At 41.3% G+C, this 17,457-nt stretch carries 17 protein-coding genes and 1 riboswitch; of the genes, 12 read left to right on the top strand and 5 right to left on the bottom strand.

The features are described 5' to 3' along the window. On the bottom strand, window positions 1–1,014 hold the full coding sequence (gene epmB / locus AAEZ22_RS13200) for an EF-P beta-lysylation protein EpmB (RefSeq protein WP_041454337.1): 1,014 nt from the start codon (window positions 1,012–1,014) through the stop codon (window positions 1–3). A gap of 41 nt (window positions 1,015–1,055) precedes the next feature. Here epmB and efp point away from each other — a divergent pair, with 41 nt between their 5' ends. Together efp and epmA are read left to right on the top strand one after the other, a co-directional pair. Then, window positions 1,056–1,622: an elongation factor P gene (gene efp / locus AAEZ22_RS13195; protein ID WP_011327184.1), complete on the top strand. Its 567-nt coding sequence runs from the start codon at window positions 1,056–1,058 to the stop codon at window positions 1,620–1,622. 59 nt (window positions 1,623–1,681) lie between these two features. Next, on the top strand, window positions 1,682–2,656 hold the full coding sequence (gene epmA, locus AAEZ22_RS13190) for an elongation factor P--(R)-beta-lysine ligase (RefSeq protein ID WP_011327185.1): 975 nt from the start codon (window positions 1,682–1,684) through the stop codon (window positions 2,654–2,656). A gap of 150 nt (window positions 2,657–2,806) precedes the next feature. On the opposite strand, the gene AAEZ22_RS13185 is transcribed toward epmA, so the two are convergent. After that, complete coding sequence (locus AAEZ22_RS13185) at window positions 2,807–4,906, bottom strand: TonB-dependent receptor (RefSeq protein WP_197182809.1); 2,100 nt, start codon at window positions 4,904–4,906, stop codon at window positions 2,807–2,809. A gap of 102 nt (window positions 4,907–5,008) precedes the next feature. Between AAEZ22_RS13185 and AAEZ22_RS13180 the strand changes: the two genes are divergently transcribed. Beyond that, window positions 5,009–5,410 (top strand): acyl-CoA thioesterase, encoded by a 402-nt coding sequence (locus tag AAEZ22_RS13180; RefSeq protein ID WP_086993121.1) that lies wholly within the window; start codon window positions 5,009–5,011, stop codon window positions 5,408–5,410. A 164-nt stretch (window positions 5,411–5,574) separates the two neighbouring features. Here the strand turns inward: AAEZ22_RS13180 and AAEZ22_RS13175 are convergent, their stop codons facing one another. Next, window positions 5,575–6,672 carry an RNA-guided endonuclease TnpB family protein gene (locus tag AAEZ22_RS13175; protein WP_179807835.1) on the bottom strand — a complete coding sequence of 366 codons (1,098 nt, stop codon included), beginning with the start codon at window positions 6,670–6,672 and terminating at the stop codon, window positions 5,575–5,577. Window positions 6,673–6,742: 70 nt separating this feature from the next. Here AAEZ22_RS13175 and tnpA point away from each other — a divergent pair, with 70 nt between their 5' ends. The 8 genes from tnpA (at window position 6,743) to AAEZ22_RS13135 (ending at window position 14,482) form a co-directional block, all read left to right on the top strand. After that, window positions 6,743–7,162, top strand: a complete 420-nt coding sequence (gene tnpA / locus AAEZ22_RS13170; RefSeq protein ID WP_179807834.1) for an IS200/IS605 family transposase — start codon at window positions 6,743–6,745, stop codon at window positions 7,160–7,162. Between the two features lie 157 nt (window positions 7,163–7,319). After that, the gene (locus tag AAEZ22_RS13165) at window positions 7,320–7,718 is read left to right on the top strand and encodes an META domain-containing protein (RefSeq protein WP_041454338.1); all 399 of its coding nucleotides are present in this window, start codon (window positions 7,320–7,322) and stop codon (window positions 7,716–7,718) included. A 162-nt stretch (window positions 7,719–7,880) separates the two neighbouring features. Next, window positions 7,881–7,993: riboswitch (TPP riboswitch) on the top strand. Window positions 7,994–8,165: 172 nt separating this feature from the next. Then, window positions 8,166–10,118 carry a phosphomethylpyrimidine synthase ThiC gene (thiC, locus tag AAEZ22_RS13160; RefSeq protein WP_218911006.1) on the top strand — a complete coding sequence of 651 codons (1,953 nt, stop codon included), beginning with the start codon at window positions 8,166–8,168 and terminating at the stop codon, window positions 10,116–10,118. 57 nt (window positions 10,119–10,175) lie between these two features. After that, a complete protein-coding gene (locus AAEZ22_RS13155) occupies window positions 10,176–11,177 on the top strand; it encodes an FAD-dependent oxidoreductase (protein WP_179807833.1) in 1,002 nt (333 codons plus the stop codon). A 7-nt stretch (window positions 11,178–11,184) separates the two neighbouring features. After that, window positions 11,185–11,379, top strand: coding sequence for a sulfur carrier protein ThiS (gene thiS / locus AAEZ22_RS13150; RefSeq protein ID WP_011327191.1), 195 nt, complete (start codon window positions 11,185–11,187; stop codon window positions 11,377–11,379). 5 nt (window positions 11,380–11,384) lie between these two features. After that, a complete protein-coding gene (locus tag AAEZ22_RS13145) occupies window positions 11,385–12,176 on the top strand; it encodes a thiazole synthase (protein ID WP_086993123.1) in 792 nt (263 codons plus the stop codon). An 11-nt stretch (window positions 12,177–12,187) separates the two neighbouring features. Beyond that, complete coding sequence (gene thiE, locus AAEZ22_RS13140) at window positions 12,188–13,714, top strand: thiamine phosphate synthase (protein ID WP_179807831.1); 1,527 nt, start codon at window positions 12,188–12,190, stop codon at window positions 13,712–13,714. Between the two features lie 21 nt (window positions 13,715–13,735). Continuing rightward, window positions 13,736–14,482: a HesA/MoeB/ThiF family protein gene (locus tag AAEZ22_RS13135; protein WP_086993126.1), complete on the top strand. Its 747-nt coding sequence runs from the start codon at window positions 13,736–13,738 to the stop codon at window positions 14,480–14,482. A 188-nt stretch (window positions 14,483–14,670) separates the two neighbouring features. On the opposite strand, the gene asd is transcribed toward AAEZ22_RS13135, so the two are convergent. Both asd and rsgA read right to left on the bottom strand, forming a co-directional pair. Continuing rightward, window positions 14,671–15,537, bottom strand: a complete 867-nt coding sequence (gene asd, locus AAEZ22_RS13130; protein ID WP_041454339.1) for an archaetidylserine decarboxylase — start codon at window positions 15,535–15,537, stop codon at window positions 14,671–14,673. A 15-nt stretch (window positions 15,538–15,552) separates the two neighbouring features. Continuing rightward, window positions 15,553–16,611, bottom strand: coding sequence for a small ribosomal subunit biogenesis GTPase RsgA (gene rsgA, locus AAEZ22_RS13125; protein ID WP_011327196.1), 1,059 nt, complete (start codon window positions 16,609–16,611; stop codon window positions 15,553–15,555). Between the two features lie 121 nt (window positions 16,612–16,732). Between rsgA and orn the strand changes: the two genes are divergently transcribed. Beyond that, a complete protein-coding gene (gene orn, locus AAEZ22_RS13120) occupies window positions 16,733–17,278 on the top strand; it encodes an oligoribonuclease (RefSeq protein ID WP_011327197.1) in 546 nt (181 codons plus the stop codon). The last annotated feature ends 179 nt before the right edge of the window (window positions 17,279–17,457 follow it).

Here is a 17,457-nt window from a genome sequence, read left to right as displayed (position 1 = left end):
TTAAATTAACTTAAGATCGATTGGCGTTTTACTTTTTTCACCGCCAATCTCTCTGACCAATTTAGGCACTAAAAAACCAGGTAGGGCTTCTAACAGCTCTGCCATTATTTTTATTGCTTGCTCCTCACTAATGTCAAAGTGGCTTGCCCCTTCTACCTTATCTAGCAAATGTAAATAATAGGGCAATACATCGGCATCAAATAACGCTTCACTTAAATTCACTTGTGCTGCAGTTGTATCGTTCACGTCTTTTAAAATAACCGCTTGATTAAATAGCACTACACCTACTTGTTTAAGCTTTTGCATTGCGGCTTTAAAGTCGTCGTCTATTTCGTTGGCATGGTTTATATGATTAACAAACACAATTTTTAATGGCGACCTTGCAAGTCTTTCGCATAACTCATCGGTAATGCGCGCCGGAATAACCACCGGCAGACGGGTATGAATTCGCATGCGTTTAATTTGTGGTAGTTGCTCAAGCTCATCTAAAAACCAACTAATGGCATCGTCTTTGGCCATGAGCGGATCGCCACCACTTAAAATCACTTCATTTATATTATTGTCGGATTTTATATAGCTAAGCGCATCTAGCAGGCTACGCTTATTAAGTTGGTTTTCTTGATACGGAAAATGGCGTCTAAAACAATAGCGGCAATTTACTGCACAACCGGTTTTAAACATTACTAAAACACGCGATTTATACTTGTGTAATAGCCCTGGCTGCTGGTTACTTTGCTCAAGCAGGGGATCTTTATTAAAACCACTTTTAGTTAAGAATTCTTGATGGCGCGGCATAACTTGTAATAATAATGGATCGTTTGCATCGCCTTTACGCATTTTTTTTATAAATGGTATTGGCACACGAACTGGGAACAAGCTACGAGCTTTTATGTCGTTATCATGGACTTGGCTCGATAAACCGACCATTTCTAGCAACACTTTTGGGCAGGTAACTACATTTGCTAATTCTTTTTGCCAGTTTTTATGCAAATTTGCTTCATTTCTTTGTATCATTGGCACGTAGATTACTCGAAAAAATATAAATAGAGGAAACGATGGCGAATTATAGCACCAACGAGTTCAAGGGCGGCCTAAAAATTATGATGGATGGCGAGCCTAGTAGTATCATAGAAAATGAAATGGTAAAACCTGGTAAAGGCCAAGCGTTTAACCGTGTTCGTATCCGTAAACTTATTTCAGGTAAAGTACTTGAAAAAACCTTTAAATCGGGTGAATCTGTTGAAGGTGCTGATGTAATGGATACTGATTTAGCGTATTTATACACAGACGGCGAATTTTGGCATTTCATGAATAACGAAACATTTGAGCAAATTGCTGCTGACGAAAAAGCGTTAGGCGATGCGGGTAAATGGTTAGTTGAAAATGACGTGTGTACAATTACATTATGGAACGGTAATCCTATTGTAGTAACACCACCTAACTTTGTTGAGCTTGAGATCACTGAAACTGATCCGGGCCTTAAAGGTGATACAGCCGGAACTGGCGGTAAACCTGCAACATTAAGTACTGGTGCTGTAGTACGTGTTCCACTATTTGTACAAATAGGCGAAGTTATTAAAGTAGACACCCGTAACGGTGAATACGTAAGCCGCGTTAAATAATTTTAAGCGTCGCTTTATAAAATCCTAGCTTAAAAGCTGGGATTTTTTTTGGAGAAAATATGTCAGTAAATCTTTGGGCTCCCAGTGCAAGTATTGCAACACTTAAGCAGCGAGCTGTTATTTTACGCAGTATTCGCGAGTTCTTTTATGCTCGCAATGTAATGGAAGTAGAAACCCCCAGTTTAAGCGGAGCCAGTGTAACCGATATACACTTAGTGAGTTTTAACACTCGATTTGTAGGCCCAGGGCACGCCAGCGGCCTTGAGCTATATTTACAAACCTCTCCAGAGTTTGCAATGAAGCGCTTGTTAGCGGCGGGCTCAGGGCCTATATTTCAGTTGTGTAAAGCATTTAGAAACGAAGAAGCTGGCAGCCATCATAATCCAGAGTTTACTATGCTGGAATGGTATAGACCGGGGTTTGACGAATTTGCATTAATGGCTGAAATAGATGAGCTAATGCAGCTTATTTTAGATGTTGCGCCGAGTGAACGGTTAACTTACCAACACGCATTTGAACAAGTACTTGGACTTGATCCACTCACTGCTAGTTTAGAGCAATTACAACAACTTGCCTGCGAGCAAGGGTTTGCTGATATAGCTAAAAATGAAACGCATAGAGATACTTTACTGCAGCTTTTATTTTGTATGAAAGTAGAGCCAACAATTGGCCAACATAAGCCGTGTTTTGTGTATCACTTTCCGGCATCGCAAGCAGCACTGGCACAAATTTGCGATCATGACAGTCGCGTAGCAGGGCGGTTTGAGCTGTATTATAAAAATATGGAATTAGCTAATGGCTTTAACGAGCTAACTAATGCGACAGAGCAAGCTAAGCGTTTTAATGACGATAATGAATATCGTAAACAAAATGGCTTAAAGCAAGTACCAATGGATAAGCATTTAATTGCTGCGCTTGAACATGGATTAGCGCCTTGTGCAGGGGTAGCGCTGGGCATAGACAGGCTAGTAATGCTAGCCACGCAAAAGAGTAATATAAAAGAAGTTATTGCGTTTGATGTGACAAGGGCTTAAAGCAACTTAACATGCAGGGGGGCTGTCAGTTAGTAACTAACCTCTCGCATGATCAGGCTCTACGACTAGCACATAAAAAACCGCGTTTATTGAAATAAACACGGTGTTTTTATAACAGAGCACTGACAACTAAAAGCTGTCAGTTTGATTTTATAAATTAAGTGTAAAGGTAACGCCAGCTACACGTGGCTCACCTAGTTGGGTGTAGGTATGATCAGCGTAACCATCAAGTGGGTTGTTGCCAAACTCAAAGCCGCGAGTAGGTACTGTTTCGTCAAACACGTTACGTGCCCAAGCGCGTACAGCCCAGCTATCGGCTTCATAACCTAAGCTTACATTCACTAAATTACTGTTTGGTGCTTGTGCATTATGGCTATCTGAGAAGTAATAATCGTCTTTGCCTTCAACGCCTACCATGGCATAAAGCTCGTTGGTAAGGTTGTAACGGGCACTCAGTGCGTATTGATATTTAGGTGACTGTGCTTGGTCGCGACCGTCTTGGTTTAAACCCGCTTTAGTTACAAATTTATTTATTTTAGTATTTAAATAACCAGCACTACCGCTAATAAGTAAATCGTCGGTTAGCTGGTAGCTACCTTCAAGTTCAAGACCATAGTTACTGCCAGAGCTCGCGTTATCTACATAACCGGTAAACTTCTGATCTTGTACTTGCCACGACTTTAATTGAATGTTGTCGCGGTGCATATAAAATGCAGCTAAACGCAGAACAAATTTGTCATCAAGGGATGATCCCTTAACACCAAACTCACCGCTCCATAAGTATTCTGGATCAAAACTGGTGTGTTGTTTAAAAAATTCAGCATCAAGGTTTAAGCCTTCATCTTTGGCTTTAGCGAGCGCTTCTGAGTTAATGCCGCCTGCTTTATAACCACGGGTAATGCTGGTGTAGATCATGGTGCGATCAATTACTTGGTACTCAAGCGCTATTTTTCCGCCAACCATAATGTCGTCGGTATCTTCAATAAAACCGTTATTATCGGTGTAATCACCTTGGTATTGCTCAACACGTAAGCCAGTAATTAAGGTGGTTTTAGGCCCAATAGGAGTTGCTAATTGGCCGTATACTGCCACGTTATTGGTTTCATACGTTGAGTTAAATGGGCTAGCTAACCAGGTGTATTGGCGCTCTAAATCTACGTCGCGGTTTTGATAGTAAAGACCTGCAACCCAGTTGCCGGTTTTGCTTTTAAATTGTAAATCGACCCCTTGATCATCGCGATCGCGGCTGTAAACATCAGTTGAGCTGTAACCATCAGGATGCAAACCGGCGGCGCAAAGTTGCGGTTTACTCGGATCGTTACATACCCAATCTTCATCAAAGCTATAAAATAATTCACTGTCGATCGCCGATAAACTTAAGTTTACGTCAAATAAATCAAAGCCCGTATAAGTGTTATTTAGACCAATAGCGTAACTTAATTGGTTATCTTCACCGGGTTCATCGGCAACGCTGTTACGGCCGTTATCAAGTGCGAACGTGTCGTAACCGTTGTTAATATCTATATAGTGTAGATTTAATTCTGTGCGTAAATTGGCAGTTACTTGGCTGTTTAATTTAAAGCGTGCTACTTGCTCGTCTTGCCCTTGAGTTGGCTTATTTAGGTATAGGTTATCTACATAGCCGTCTGATTTTCTACGAAAGTAGCTAACACGAGCGCTGGTATCGTCGGTTAAACCTGTACTTGCAGCAAGACCTGCTTCGCGGCTGTTATAAGTGCCTGCACCTACTTGTAGTTTTAAACTAGGATCGCTTGTTGCTTGCGCCGATTGCATTTGGATCATACCTGCCATACCGTCGGCACCAAAGCGTGTACCTTGTGGGCCACGGTAAATTTCTACTTGGTCAATATCAAATAATAATGCACTGCCACCAAGGCCTGAGTAGTTAATGCCATCAATAACTAAACCAACCGAAGGATTTATGGGGTCAACAAACTGTGAACGTAGTCCTACGCCACGAATTTGAATATAACGACCGCGAGAAGCTCCAGAAGCAAAATTAATATTGGCAGTACTCCCAAGCATTTCATCTAGGTAGGTTGCACCTCGTAAATTAACTTCATCTTCGCTAAATAAGCTGGCGCTAGCACTTAAGGTTTGAATGCTTTCTCGTTGAAAATCACCAGTAACAACAATGCGTTCTAGATCTGTATCGTCAGCGTTGGCGGTAACTGATGCACCAAACAGTGGTAATAATGCGGCGGTAATTAAAGACAAACGTAAGTTCATTAGGTTACTTAACTCCATTTTAGGGACTTGCATGGTAGCAATTATTTCAGTACATGTGCTATAAACGCGGCAATTATACGTTAAATAATTTGGATTACGAATATGACCTTTACAGTAGACTTTAAAGTGCGAGACTACGAATGCGACCTACAAGGCATTGTAAATAATAGTGTGTATTTTAATTACTTAGAGCATGCGCGCCATGAATTTTTGCATGCACATGGGGTTGATTTTGCTCAGCTTGCCAAAGATAAAATTAACCTGGTCGTGATGCGCAGCGAAATGGATTATAAACAGTCATTATTACCGGGCGATGAATTTTATGTAGCTGTAGAGCCACAACGTATTAGCCGACTTAAATTTGCTTTTAAACAAACCCTGATCCGTAAACACGATGAAAGAATAATGCTTAATGCATTGGTAATCGGCACAGCTTTAAATGAAAAAGGTCGGCCATTTTTACCAGCGCAAATAGATAATTTATTTAAAACGGATTCTGAATAAAAAACAGCGTAATTTTCAAACTATCTTAGATTGAAGTACCCCTAGATAAATCAAGGGGATTCTTGTCGTCAACGGTTTAAGCATTGTGATACTAGATCACTTTAGACTTCTAAAACCTCTTACAAGCATTTAATGTGTCGGTACTACCTACCGCCACAAATTATTTAAGCTATTAGCCTTAATCCCTCATTATGGATATTAATAGCAGCATTATGATCTCTATCGTGGATAGCTCCACATTCACAAGACCACGTTCTTATAGCTAATGACCATTTACCAGAATACAGCGAACCGCACTCATTACACATTTTACTTGATGGAAACCACTGGCTAATAGCTGACACTTTACGGCCATACCAATCGGCTTTATATTCTAACTGTCTTACTATTTCACCAAAATTAGCATCGTGGATATGCTTAGATAGCTTACGGTTCTTAACCATGTTTTTGACTTTCAATGACTCGATCCCTATCACTTGGTTTTCGTTTATAAGTTTCGTTGTCATTTTTTGGGTAAAGTCTTTGCGTGAGTTTGCTATCTTTTCGTGAATTCGAGCAACAACACGTTTTTGCTTGTTGAAGTTGTTGGAGCCTTTTTTCTTCTTGGCTAGTTTACGTTGTGCTTTGGCTAGCTTGCTAGCGTACTTGTTTGTTAATCGTGGATTATTGAACTTAGTGCCATCCGAACAGATAGCAAGATCTTTAATGCCAACGTCTAAGCCTACCGTTTTATTCGCTACTGGTCGTTTTTTAATATCTTCTTTAACTAAGATACTAATGAAGTACTTACCTGATTTAGTTTTAGATACAGTCAGCGAACTAGGCTTACCAGTAAATGAGCGTGACCACTTAATTTTTAATGGCTGCTTCATCTTAGCAAGTGTTAACGATTGCTTATCAGCCTCCCACTTAAAGCCGTTACTCATATAGCTTACTGATTGATTACCATGTTTATTTTTAAACTTAGGGTAGCCAAAGCCAGACTTAAAGAATGATTTAAAGCCTTTATCTAGGTGCTTTAATGCTTGCTGCAATGGCACACTTGAAACATCTTTCAACCATGCAAAATCAGGGTTCTTTTTAAGCTGAGTGAGGTTTTTACTCCAATCGTTATAATTGGTTTTATTACCTAAGTCGTATTGCTCTTTAGAGTAACCAAGTGCTGAATTATAAGCGAAACGAACACAGCCAAATGTATGAGTAAGCATTAGCGCCTGTTCATTATTTGGGTAAACTCTGTATTTGTATGCTATTAAAATCACTTGGTCTTACTCCTTGCTTTTTCTTATTATATACCTAAGTATGACAATCAACTATTGGTCCATTATAATTATGACGCATAAGAATGAGGCAGAAGTAAGAAAAGGTAGGCACTGTGTTAGCGCATTACATGCACATTTAGTATTCGTGACAAAATACAGGCACAAGGTGTTTAATGATGTAATTTTAAATCGGCTAGAGGCGATACTATTAGATGTGTATAAAGATTTTGAAGTTGATTTAGTCGAATTTAACGGTGAGCAAGATCACGTTCATTTGTTAATTGAATACCCTCCTAAAGTACAATTAAGTAAATTAATTAATTCGCTTAAAGGTGTTAGCTTAAGACTAATGAGGAAAGAGTTTACAGAAATACACCGCTACTTATGGAACGGTGCGCTTTGGTCGCCTAGCTACTTTGCTGGATCTTGCGGTGGCGCGTCATTGGACGTATTAACAGCCTATATAGAACAACAAAATAGACCTAAGTAATGTTAATGCTACGCATTAAAGACTTACATCCTCGACATAAATGACGGGGGTTTTCATCAGGAACGATAAAATTTACACTTTAAACATGTATTTTTAACGGATTAACTTGTTGAAAATTGTTATTATTACAGTAATTAGACAAATAATTAGTAATAACATGAAATTAGCAGCAATACCCATGCTTATAATCGGTTTATGTGTTGGTTGTGCATCAACGCAAACGGTTACCTCAGAGCAGCTTAAACATACTCAATGGCAGTTATCACGTATTGATGGCCTAGCTATTCCGCCTTCGTTTAATGCGTCGGTGGGTTTTATTGAAGCACTGCAAGTCAATGGTTTTGCTGGCTGCAATAAATTTTTTGGTGAAGGTGAGCTGGACGATAGTAGCTTAACAGTTAACAAAATAGGGATGACCCGTAAGTCGTGTGGCCAACAACTTGATAAGTTTGAGCAGCAGTTACTACACGCACTGCAACAAGGCGCGCAGCTTAAAATGCAAGACCAGCAATTGGTAATGCAGGGCGAGAAAACATTTGTATTTATTGCGAAATAAAAAACGCCCTCTTGCAGGCGATTTTTAACTGGCGTACACTCAACGCTGATTTGCTAGATACTATTCGCAAATTAATAAATTACAAATACCAATTTGATACCTAAGCAACTTAGCATTGCAGCTGCAGTTATAAGTAGCAAAGGTATATTTAATAATTGGTATTAATACTTGTCGGAGTGCCTAACTAAATAATTAGTTGAGGCTGAGATCGCGAAAGCGGGATCCGTGAACCTGATCAGGCTAATACCTGCGTAGGGAACAAGCTGCCTAAAATAGGACGCTTGTGCGTCTTTTTTTATGCGTACAAGTTATACCATCCGGTATTAAGTTCTGTTGGCTGCCAAGATTGGCTGTGACAGTAAACTGCTTAACCAATCTACGATCCAATGAGGCATTTTGCCTTCTCAATTCTTCGCACAAGACAACCCATAAACTATGAGGTAAGTCATGTCGAATACTGCAAAAAAATCATCGCGTCGTGAAACGCGAGCCGCTGCATCTGAATATATTTATAACTTAACGGGACAACCGTTTCCTAATTCGCACAAAGTGTATGTTGAGGGTACGCAAAACAACATTCGTGTAGGAATGCGTGAAATAACCCTAAACGATACTTATATAGGCGGCAGTGATGAAAATCCAGTGTATGAGCCAAACGAACCGTTACGTGTTTACGACACATCAGGCCCGTATACCGATCCAAATTTTAAGCTTGATGTACGCCAAGGCTTAGCAAAGTTTCGTGAACAATGGATTGAAAGCCGCGGTGATACCGAGTTACTTGAATCAGTTACTTCACGTTTTACGCAACAACGTATGGCTGATGAAGGGCTTGATCATCTTCGTTTTGAGCATTTACCAAAAATACGCCGTGGTAAAGCGGGTAAAAATGTCACGCAAATGCATTACGCTCGCCAAGGCATTATTACCCCTGAAATGGAATACGTAGCGATACGCGAAAACATGGGGCGCAAAAAAATTCATGCTGAACTATTAGCCGCGCAGCATAAAGGCGAGTCATTTGGGGCCAGTATTCCTGATTTTATTACACCTGAATTTGTACGCGACGAAATTGCACGTGGCCGCGCTATATTACCCAACAATATTAACCACCCCGAAACCGAACCTATGATTGTAGGGCGTAACTTTTTGGTAAAAGTAAACGCTAATATAGGTAATTCATCGGTAAGCTCATCGATTGAAGAAGAAGTAGAGAAAATGGTGTGGTCTACTCGCTGGGGCGCCGATACCGTTATGGATTTATCAACCGGGCGTTATATTCATGAAACTCGCGAATGGGTAGTACGTAACTCGCCTGTACCTATTGGCACAGTTCCTATTTATCAAGCGCTGGAAAAAGTAAACGGCGTAGCGGAGGACTTAACCTGGGAGATTTTTCGCGATACGTTAATAGAGCAAGCTGAACAAGGCGTCGATTACTTTACTATTCATGCAGGTGTGCTACTGCGTTACGTACCAATGACCGCAAAACGAGTAACCGGTATTGTGTCGCGCGGTGGCTCTATCATGGCAAAGTGGTGTTTAGCGCACCATAAAGAAAACTTTTTATACACCCACTTTGAAGATATTTGCGAAATTTTAAAGCAATACGATATTTGTTTTTCGCTTGGCGATGGCTTGCGCCCAGGCTCGATTGCTGATGCCAACGATGAAGCTCAGTTTAGCGAATTGCGCACCCTAGGTGAGTTGACTAAGTTAGCCTGGAAACACGATGTACAAGTATTTATAGAAGGCCCCGGGCATGTGCCAATGCATATGATTAAGGCCAATATGGATGAGCAACTTAAACATTGCGACGAAGCACCGTTTTACACTTTAGGCCCGTTAACTACTGATATTGCACCTGGGTATGACCATATCACCTCAGGTATTGGTGCGGCTCAAATAGCATGGTACGGCTGCGCTATGCTGTGTTACGTAACACCTAAAGAGCATTTAGGTTTGCCAAATAAGGAAGACGTAAAAGAAGGTTTAATTACCTATAAAATTGCTGCCCATGCCGCCGATTTAGCAAAAGGTCACCCCGGTGCGCAAGAGCGTGATAATGCCCTATCAAAAGCGCGCTTTGAGTTTAGATGGCATGACCAATTTAATATTGGTTTAGACCCTGAGCGTGCCCGCGAATATCACGATGAAACACTCCCGCAAGAGTCGGGTAAAGTAGCGCATTTTTGCTCTATGTGTGGCCCTAAGTTTTGCTCAATGAAAATCAGTCAAGAAGTACGCGAATATGCAAAAGATTTAGAAGCGCGTGGCATTGACCCTGCTAATGCTGCAGATACGATTACAATAAAAATGATTGATGTAGAAGCACAAATGAAAGCTAAATCGGACGAGTTTAAAAAAACCGGATCAGAAATATATCATAAAGCGATATAAATCAGCTTAAGGAGTTGGGCTGCGGGCAGCGAGGGCTCGCAGCTAAAAGGAACTTTTATGTTTTACAATATAGCGGTAGTGGGGTTTGGTTTAACCGGTAGGTTGGCGGCGCTTGAGCTGAGTAAGCAACACCGAGTTACTGTATTTGAGGCAGATGATGAGCACTCTCAAAACAGCGCAGGCAAGGTGGCTGCGGCTATGCTTGCTCCTCTTGCTGAGTCGGTATTGTGCGAGGCTGATTTAGCTTTAATGGGGCTTGATTCTATAAAGCGTTGGCCTGGGATTATTGATGAGCTTGATAGTGAGGTTTTTTTTCAGCAGCAGGGCACATTAGTTGTCGCGCATCAGCAAGATAAAGGCGATTTACAAAGCTTTGCTCAGCGGCTAAAACCGTTAGCTAATTATACCGGGGAGTCGGTGAATTCCCAGCAAATTGAAATGTTAGAGCCTGAGCTTGCTAATCGTTTTAGTCAGGGGTTATTTTTACCCTGTGACGGGCAAATAGATAATCAGGCATTTTATCAAGCCAGCTTTACACAGCTCAATAAACGCAAAGTAAAGTTTGTATTTAATCAACGGGTAACGATTAACGATAATAAAATTAATAACCGAGAGTTTGATTATATTATTGATTGCCGAGGGCTTGGCGCAAAAGATGACAAGCCTCTGCGGGGCGTGCGTGGAGAAGTAGCTAGGTTATACGCGCCAGAGGTGAGTTTAACGCGACCCGTGCGCTTAATGCATCCGCGTTACCCCATTTATATAGCGCCTAAACCCAATAATGAATATGTAATTGGCGCGACTGAAATAGAGTCGCAAGATACAGGCCCAGCCACAGTGCGCTCTGCTTTAGAGTTACTTTCGGCGGCTTATACGGTGCACAGCGGTTTTGCCGAAGCGCGGCTATTAAATATTCAAACAGGGTTACGCCCGGCATTTTGCGATAACCGCCCACAAGTAACACACGTTGGGCGAGTTATTAGTATTAATGGCTTATATCGTCATGGTTACATGTTAGCGCCAAGTTTAGTGGCAAATGCCCTTTTATGCATAGAGTGAAAATTAAATGAACATAACAATTAATGGTGAGTTAATAGCTATTAGCAGTAATAAGCTCATTAACTGTTTGCAAGATTTTGGTGGTGTTGCGCCATTTGCGGTGGCGATTAATGGTGAGTTTATACCGCAAAGCCAGCATAGCGATTATCAATTAACTGAGGGTGATAGTATTGAGTTGCTCTCGCCGATTCAGGGCGGATAACAGCTATGCTAAATAATGACTATTTAACTATTTATGGTGAGCAAATAAAAAGCCGATTGCTAATAGGCTCGGCGCTTTACCCGTCGCCTGCAGTGATGAATGAATCGATTGTTGCATCGGGCGCTGAAATAGTCACGGTGTCGCTTAGGCGTCAGCAAAGTGCGGCTGCGGGTGATGATTTTTGGCAGTTAATAAAAAATACTGGGCTTAAAATTTTACCAAATACAGCAGGGTGTCATAGTGTTAAAGAGGCCATAACGCTTGCTAAAATGTGCCGTGAAGTGTTTGCTACCGATTGGATTAAGCTTGAACTGATAGGGGACGATTACAACTTGCAGCCCGATCCGTTTGCACTGTTAGAAGCAACTAAAATACTGATCGACGATGGCTTTAAAGTACTGCCATATTGCACAGACGATTTAGTGCTGTGCCAGCGTTTAAATGCTTTAGGCTGTGAAGTATTAATGCCATGGGGTGCACCGATTGGTACAGGTAAAGGCTTGTTAAACAGTTATAATTTAAAAACAATCAGAGAGCGCTTACCTGAGGCAACGTTAATAGTGGATGCTGGTTTAGGTTTGCCCTCGCATGCCTGCCAAGCACTTGAACTAGGGTATGATGCAGTATTATTAAATTCGGCGATTGCCGGAGCGGGTTGCCCTATAACCATGAGCCGAGCATTTAAAGCCGCGGTAGAGGCTGGACGTTTTGCATATAACGCCAAAGCAATGCCTGAAAAAGACGTTGCAGCCCCTTCAACCCCGACTATGGGTATGCCATTTTGGCATCAAGAATAAGTGAGACGAATATGAATAACGTAGTATGGACGATTGCCGGCTCAGACTCAGGCGGTGGCGCAGGTATTCAAGCCGATATAAAAGCAATGCAAAGTTTTGGTGTGCATGGGTGCACTGCTATTACAGCACTGACTGCGCAAAATAGTTTAGGTGTTGAGGCAATTAATGCCGTATCAACCGATATTATTGAATCGCAGCTTTTAGCGCTCGAAAAAGATATGAAAGCCAAAGTAATTAAAATAGGCATGCTGGCAAATGTGCAGCAAATTCAATTGATCAGTGAACATATAAGCCATTACAAAGCTAAATGGCCAGTGCCGCCTGTTATTGTTTACGACCCAGTAGCTATTGCTACTAGCGGCGATTTATTAACAGAGGAAGACACAGTTAGTGCGATTAAAGAATGCTTATTGCCGCTGGTGGATGTAATAACCCCAAATACGCACGAAACTCAGTTATTAACTGGCGTGTACTTAATTGGCCCCGCGGCAATAAAAGAAGCTGCCAATAAGTTATTAAGCTGGGGCGCAAAAGCCGTGGTTATAAAAGGCGGACATTGGGATTATCCAAGCGGCTACTGTATAGATTACTGCATAAATAATTTCACTCAAAAAGGCGAAGAATACTGGCTGGGAAATGAAAAAATTCAAACGCCACATAACCATGGTACAGGCTGCAGTATGGCCTCGGTTATTGCTGCTTGCTTAGCAAAAGACTACCCGTTAAAAGATGCGTTTATTTTAGCTAAAGCTTATATTAATCAAGGATTGAAAGTAGCGGTGCGCTACGGAGAAGGAATTGGCCCAGTAGCACAAACCTCATTTCCAACCAACTTAGCTGATTACCCCCAAGTAATAGAAGCGGGCAGTTGGTTAGGTGATGAACTCGATTTTGACGTTCCGCTTGATTTTAATATGGCTGCAGATTTTGCACCCTGCGAAAGTAAATCGTTAGGTTTATACGCAGTGGTTGATAGTGTTGACTGGCTAGAAAAGTGCTTACAACAAGGCGTTAAAACTGTGCAGTTACGAGTTAAAAATAAAGACGATGCACAACTTGACGAATTAGTGGCAAAAGCGGTGGCACTGGGGGAGCAATATAATGCGCAGGTATTTATAAACGACTATTGGCAACTTGCAATTAAGCATGGTGCATATGGTGTGCATTTAGGCCAACAAGATCTAGAAAGCACTAATTTAGCGGCGATTAAAAATGCAGGACTTAGGCTCGGGCTTTCTACACATGGCTTCTATGAAATGCTCCGCGCACATAATTACCGCCCAAGTTATTTGGCATTTGGCGCTATTTATCCTACCACTACCAAAGATATGACAGGGCAAATACAGGGACTAGAAAAGTTATTTAAATTTGTCCCCTTAATGCAAAGCTACCCAACAGTGGCAATTGGCGGTATAGATTTAAAGCGTGCCAGCCAAGTTGCCAAAACAGGCGTTGGTAGTGTGGCTGTGGTACGTGCAATTAGCGAAGCTGATGATTATGTGCAGGCAATAAGTGCGTTGCAAGCGGCAATAAATTAAATGGGCCAGGTTAATAGCCAAATGAATGAACTTAGCGATAAAGAAATGCTGCGCTATAGTCGCCATATATTGCTTAAAGAAGTGGGACTTGCAGGACAGTTAAAGCTTAAGTCGGCAAGTGTTGCAGTAGTAGGTGCGGGTGGCTTAGGCAGCCCCGCATTGCTGTATTTAGCTGCTGCGGGTATTGGTAAGCTTATTTTAATTGATGATGATGCGGTTGAGCTTTCGAACTTACAGCGCCAAGTGCTTTATAAAGTAAATCACTTAGGGCAAAAAAAGGTGGTTGCAGCAGGTAAAGTGCTTGCAAGTCTGAATAACCAAATCACTATAATTACTCACGCTGAAAAGCTTACTCAAGATAATAGCGCAGCATTACTCAATAATGCGGATATTGTGTTGGATTGCAGTGATAACTTTACCACTCGTTACAGTGTTAATCGCTTTTGTGTACAGCATAAAACCCCATTAATCTCCGGTGCGGCACTGGCGACAAAAGGGCAGCTGATTAGCTTAGACTTAAGAAATGCTAATAGCCCGTGTTATGGCTGTATTTTTCCACAAAGCGATATTGCGCCGCTTATCAATTGTGATAACGCCGGAGTAATTAGTCCGCTGTTAGGTATTATCGGCTCAATGCAGGCGCAGCTGACACTCAATATGTTATTAGGTCATTCTAGCGATTGTGTGTTTATGAGTATTAATGCACTCACTTTGCAGCAGCAACAATTTAAAGTGGTGAAAGATATCGACTGTAAGGAGTGTAGGTAAAGCCACGGTTTCAGGTGTTAGGTATCAGGCAGAGATCAGCCAAACTCGGTATTTAAGCAAACTGTAGGCGAGTTATTTTCCACCGCGATTGAATTTATAAACTCACTGAAAAATAAAAACCCCGCGTTTATTACCATAAACGCGGGGTTTTTTTACCTGATATCTATATCTATATCGATATCTATATCTTAATCATCAATTTTGGCAAACGGGGTGCCTAAGCGGGTCACTGTTTCAGGAAGTTGATCATCAAGAATATCCGCTTTGTCGTCGCCCCAAGCAAGTACCACGGTAGAGCCAAGTTTAAAGCGGCCCATTTCTTCACCTTTTTTAAGGCTAATAGCGTTTTCGCCCTTGGTTGGGTAGTTCCAGCTAAATACATCGCTACCAGCTGGTGGTGTTACTGTACCCGCCCAAATAGTTTCAATGCTGGCAACAATAGTTGCGCCAACCAGTACCATAGCAAGCGGGCCTATTTCAGTTTCAAAAATAGCAACCACACGTTCGTTACGTGCAAACAAGTTAGGCACGTTTTGCGCAGTCAGCGGATTTACTGAAAATAAATCGCCTGGTACGTAAATCATTTTACTTAATGTGCCATCAATTGGCATATGAATACGGTGGTAGTCTTTTGGCGCTAAATAAATAGTTGCAAACTTACCGCCTAAAAATGGGGTTGTATCGTCTTTATTACCACCAAGTAGTGCTTGTAGGCTGTAATCGTGACCTTTAGCTTGAATTAGTTGGCCGTCAACAATATCGCCTAATTGGCTAATTGCGCCATCTACTGGATGAATAATAATGTCGCTGTCTGCAACTATTGGGCGTGCGCCATCTTTTAACGGACGGGTGAAAAACTCGTTAAAGCTTTCATAATGAGCAGGATCTGGGTGTTTAGCTTCACTCATATCTACTTTGTATTGCTTAATAAACAGTTTAATTAACGTGGTAGTTAACACACCCGCTTTAGCAGCGGCTAGTTTTCCTACTACGCGTGAAATAAAGTGTTTTGGCATTGCGTACTGCATTGCGATTTTAAATTTATCTAAACTCACTGGTTGTTTCCTAAATTATACGCGAGGCGCGCGAGAGCCTGCACGGCCATCGGCCATTGTTTCTAAAATTCTGTGGTAGCTGTCAAAGCGCAATTGCGAAATTTTGCCATCAGCTACGGCTTCTTTAATTATACAGCCCGGATCGTTTAAATGTTTACAGTCTCTAAATCGACACCCGCCTATAAATTCTCTAAATTCTTTAAAGCACCAAGTTACACGATCAACTTCTAAGTGCCATAAACCAAATTCACGTATACCTGGTGAATCTATTAAGTTACCGCCGCTTGGTAAATGATGTAGGCGAGATACCGTGGTGGTATGTTGGCCTAAACCACTGTTTTCAGAAACTTCTTTAGTTAGAATTTCAGCATCTGGAAGTACGGTATTAACTAAAGTAGATTTACCTACGCCACTTTGACCAACAAAAATATTGTTTTTACCAACGAGTACATCTTTTAATTCGTCAATACCATCGGTACTTATATTACTAACCAATAAAACTTTGTAGTCGAGCTTGCGGTATACATCGAGTACTTTTTGTATTTCACTAAGACCTTGCGCATCGATTAAATCTATTTTATTTAGTACTAAAATAGGCTCTATACCCATATCTTCGCAGGCTATTAAATAACGGTCGATAATACTTGGGGTAAATTCGGGTAGTACTGCTGACACCATTAATATTTGGTCAATATTAGCAGCTATTACTTTTACACCGTCGTAAAAATCAGGGCGAGTAAGTTGTGAACGACGCTCTTGCGTGGCTTCAATTACACCAGCTAAATCGCCTTCGCTTACTTTAGCGCGGCGAAACAGTACTTCATCCCCACACACTAAATTAGACACAGTGCGGCGTATATTACAGCGTAGTACTTCGCCGCTTTCAACTTCCACATCGGCATGTTGACCAAAACGACTGATCACAATAGCGCTTTCTACTTGGCCTAAATTATCGGTTTGCCATTCTTGCGCACCTTTTTTAGCAGGCCTTGCATCAGCACTGCTTATACGCTTTTGATGATTAGCCTTGATCTGACGAGACTGGCCTTTACTTAATTTTTTTTGTTTTGCCACAGGAGGCCTATAACCTTAGTTAAATGTCGACTTAGCTAAAAAATGCTTTAGCTCGACGTATGATGCTAATATGATATATCGAAATGCGCTGGATCTAAAGGAAAGCACCGCTTAGGTAATTATGAATATTAATAAATCAAACTTAATTTGGCTCGATCTTGAAATGACCGGACTCGAACCAGAGACCGATAAAATACTCGAAATTGCGACCGTTGTCACTGATGCTGATTTGAATATATTAGCTGAAGGGCCAACTATTGCCATTCATCAAAGTAATGAGTTGCTTGATAATATGGATGAGTGGTGTACCACTCAGCATGGAAAATCGGGTTTAACAGCACGCTGCAAGGCAAGTACTTACGACGAAGCCTATGCGGTTGAGCAAACAATAGCCTTTTTAAAACAATGGGTACCTGCAGGTGCATCACCGATGTGTGGTAACTCAATAGGGCAAGATCGTCGCTTTATGAATAAATACATGCGCGAATTGGAAGACTTTTTTCACTATCGTAATCTAGATGTAAGCACAATTAAAGAGCTAGCGCGTCGCTGGAAACCAGAGGTACTTGCACAAGTGAATAAAAAAGGCTCACATCTTGCGCTAGACGATATTAAAGATTCGATTATGGAATTAAAGGTCTATAGAGAAAAATTCTTTAATTTATAAAAAACACTTGCAAACACACTGTATTATTGTAGAATCCTGCCCCGCTCAAGACGATAACCCACGCGGGGTTAGTGTGTTTGAGTTGTATAAATATAAAGCAGGACTAGCTCAGTTGCTAGAATGTTGAACGCGACTTGTCGCGCACCAACGTAAAATAACTAAAGAAATAAAAATGCGGC

Source organism: Pseudoalteromonas sp. 20-MNA-CIBAN-0454 (assembly GCF_040308685.1).
Taxonomy (GTDB): domain Bacteria; phylum Pseudomonadota; class Gammaproteobacteria; order Enterobacterales; family Alteromonadaceae; genus Pseudoalteromonas; species Pseudoalteromonas nigrifaciens.
Note: the sequence above shows the minus strand (reverse complement) of the source record. Positions and strands in the feature narration are given on the sequence as shown.

Excerpts from the sequence above, each read along its gene's own strand:
- epmB (WP_041454337.1), bottom strand. The coding sequence starts at position 1,014 with ATGATACAAAGAAATGAAGCAAATTTGCATAAAAACTGGCAAAAAGAA.
- efp (WP_011327184.1), top strand. The coding sequence starts at position 1,056 with ATGGCGAATTATAGCACCAACGAGTTCAAGGGCGGCCTAAAAATTATG.
- epmA (WP_011327185.1), top strand. The coding sequence starts at position 1,682 with ATGTCAGTAAATCTTTGGGCTCCCAGTGCAAGTATTGCAACACTTAAG.
- AAEZ22_RS13185 (WP_197182809.1), bottom strand. The coding sequence starts at position 4,906 with ATGAACTTACGTTTGTCTTTAATTACCGCCGCATTATTACCACTGTTT.
- AAEZ22_RS13180 (WP_086993121.1), top strand. The coding sequence starts at position 5,009 with ATGACCTTTACAGTAGACTTTAAAGTGCGAGACTACGAATGCGACCTA.
- tnpA (WP_179807834.1), top strand. The coding sequence starts at position 6,743 with ATGACGCATAAGAATGAGGCAGAAGTAAGAAAAGGTAGGCACTGTGTT.
- AAEZ22_RS13165 (WP_041454338.1), top strand. The coding sequence starts at position 7,320 with ATGAAATTAGCAGCAATACCCATGCTTATAATCGGTTTATGTGTTGGT.
- thiC (WP_218911006.1), top strand. The coding sequence starts at position 8,166 with ATGTCGAATACTGCAAAAAAATCATCGCGTCGTGAAACGCGAGCCGCT.
- AAEZ22_RS13155 (WP_179807833.1), top strand. The coding sequence starts at position 10,176 with ATGTTTTACAATATAGCGGTAGTGGGGTTTGGTTTAACCGGTAGGTTG.
- thiS (WP_011327191.1), top strand. The coding sequence starts at position 11,185 with ATGAACATAACAATTAATGGTGAGTTAATAGCTATTAGCAGTAATAAG.
- AAEZ22_RS13145 (WP_086993123.1), top strand. The coding sequence starts at position 11,385 with ATGCTAAATAATGACTATTTAACTATTTATGGTGAGCAAATAAAAAGC.
- thiE (WP_179807831.1), top strand. The coding sequence starts at position 12,188 with ATGAATAACGTAGTATGGACGATTGCCGGCTCAGACTCAGGCGGTGGC.
- AAEZ22_RS13135 (WP_086993126.1), top strand. The coding sequence starts at position 13,736 with ATGAATGAACTTAGCGATAAAGAAATGCTGCGCTATAGTCGCCATATA.
- orn (WP_011327197.1), top strand. The coding sequence starts at position 16,733 with ATGAATATTAATAAATCAAACTTAATTTGGCTCGATCTTGAAATGACC.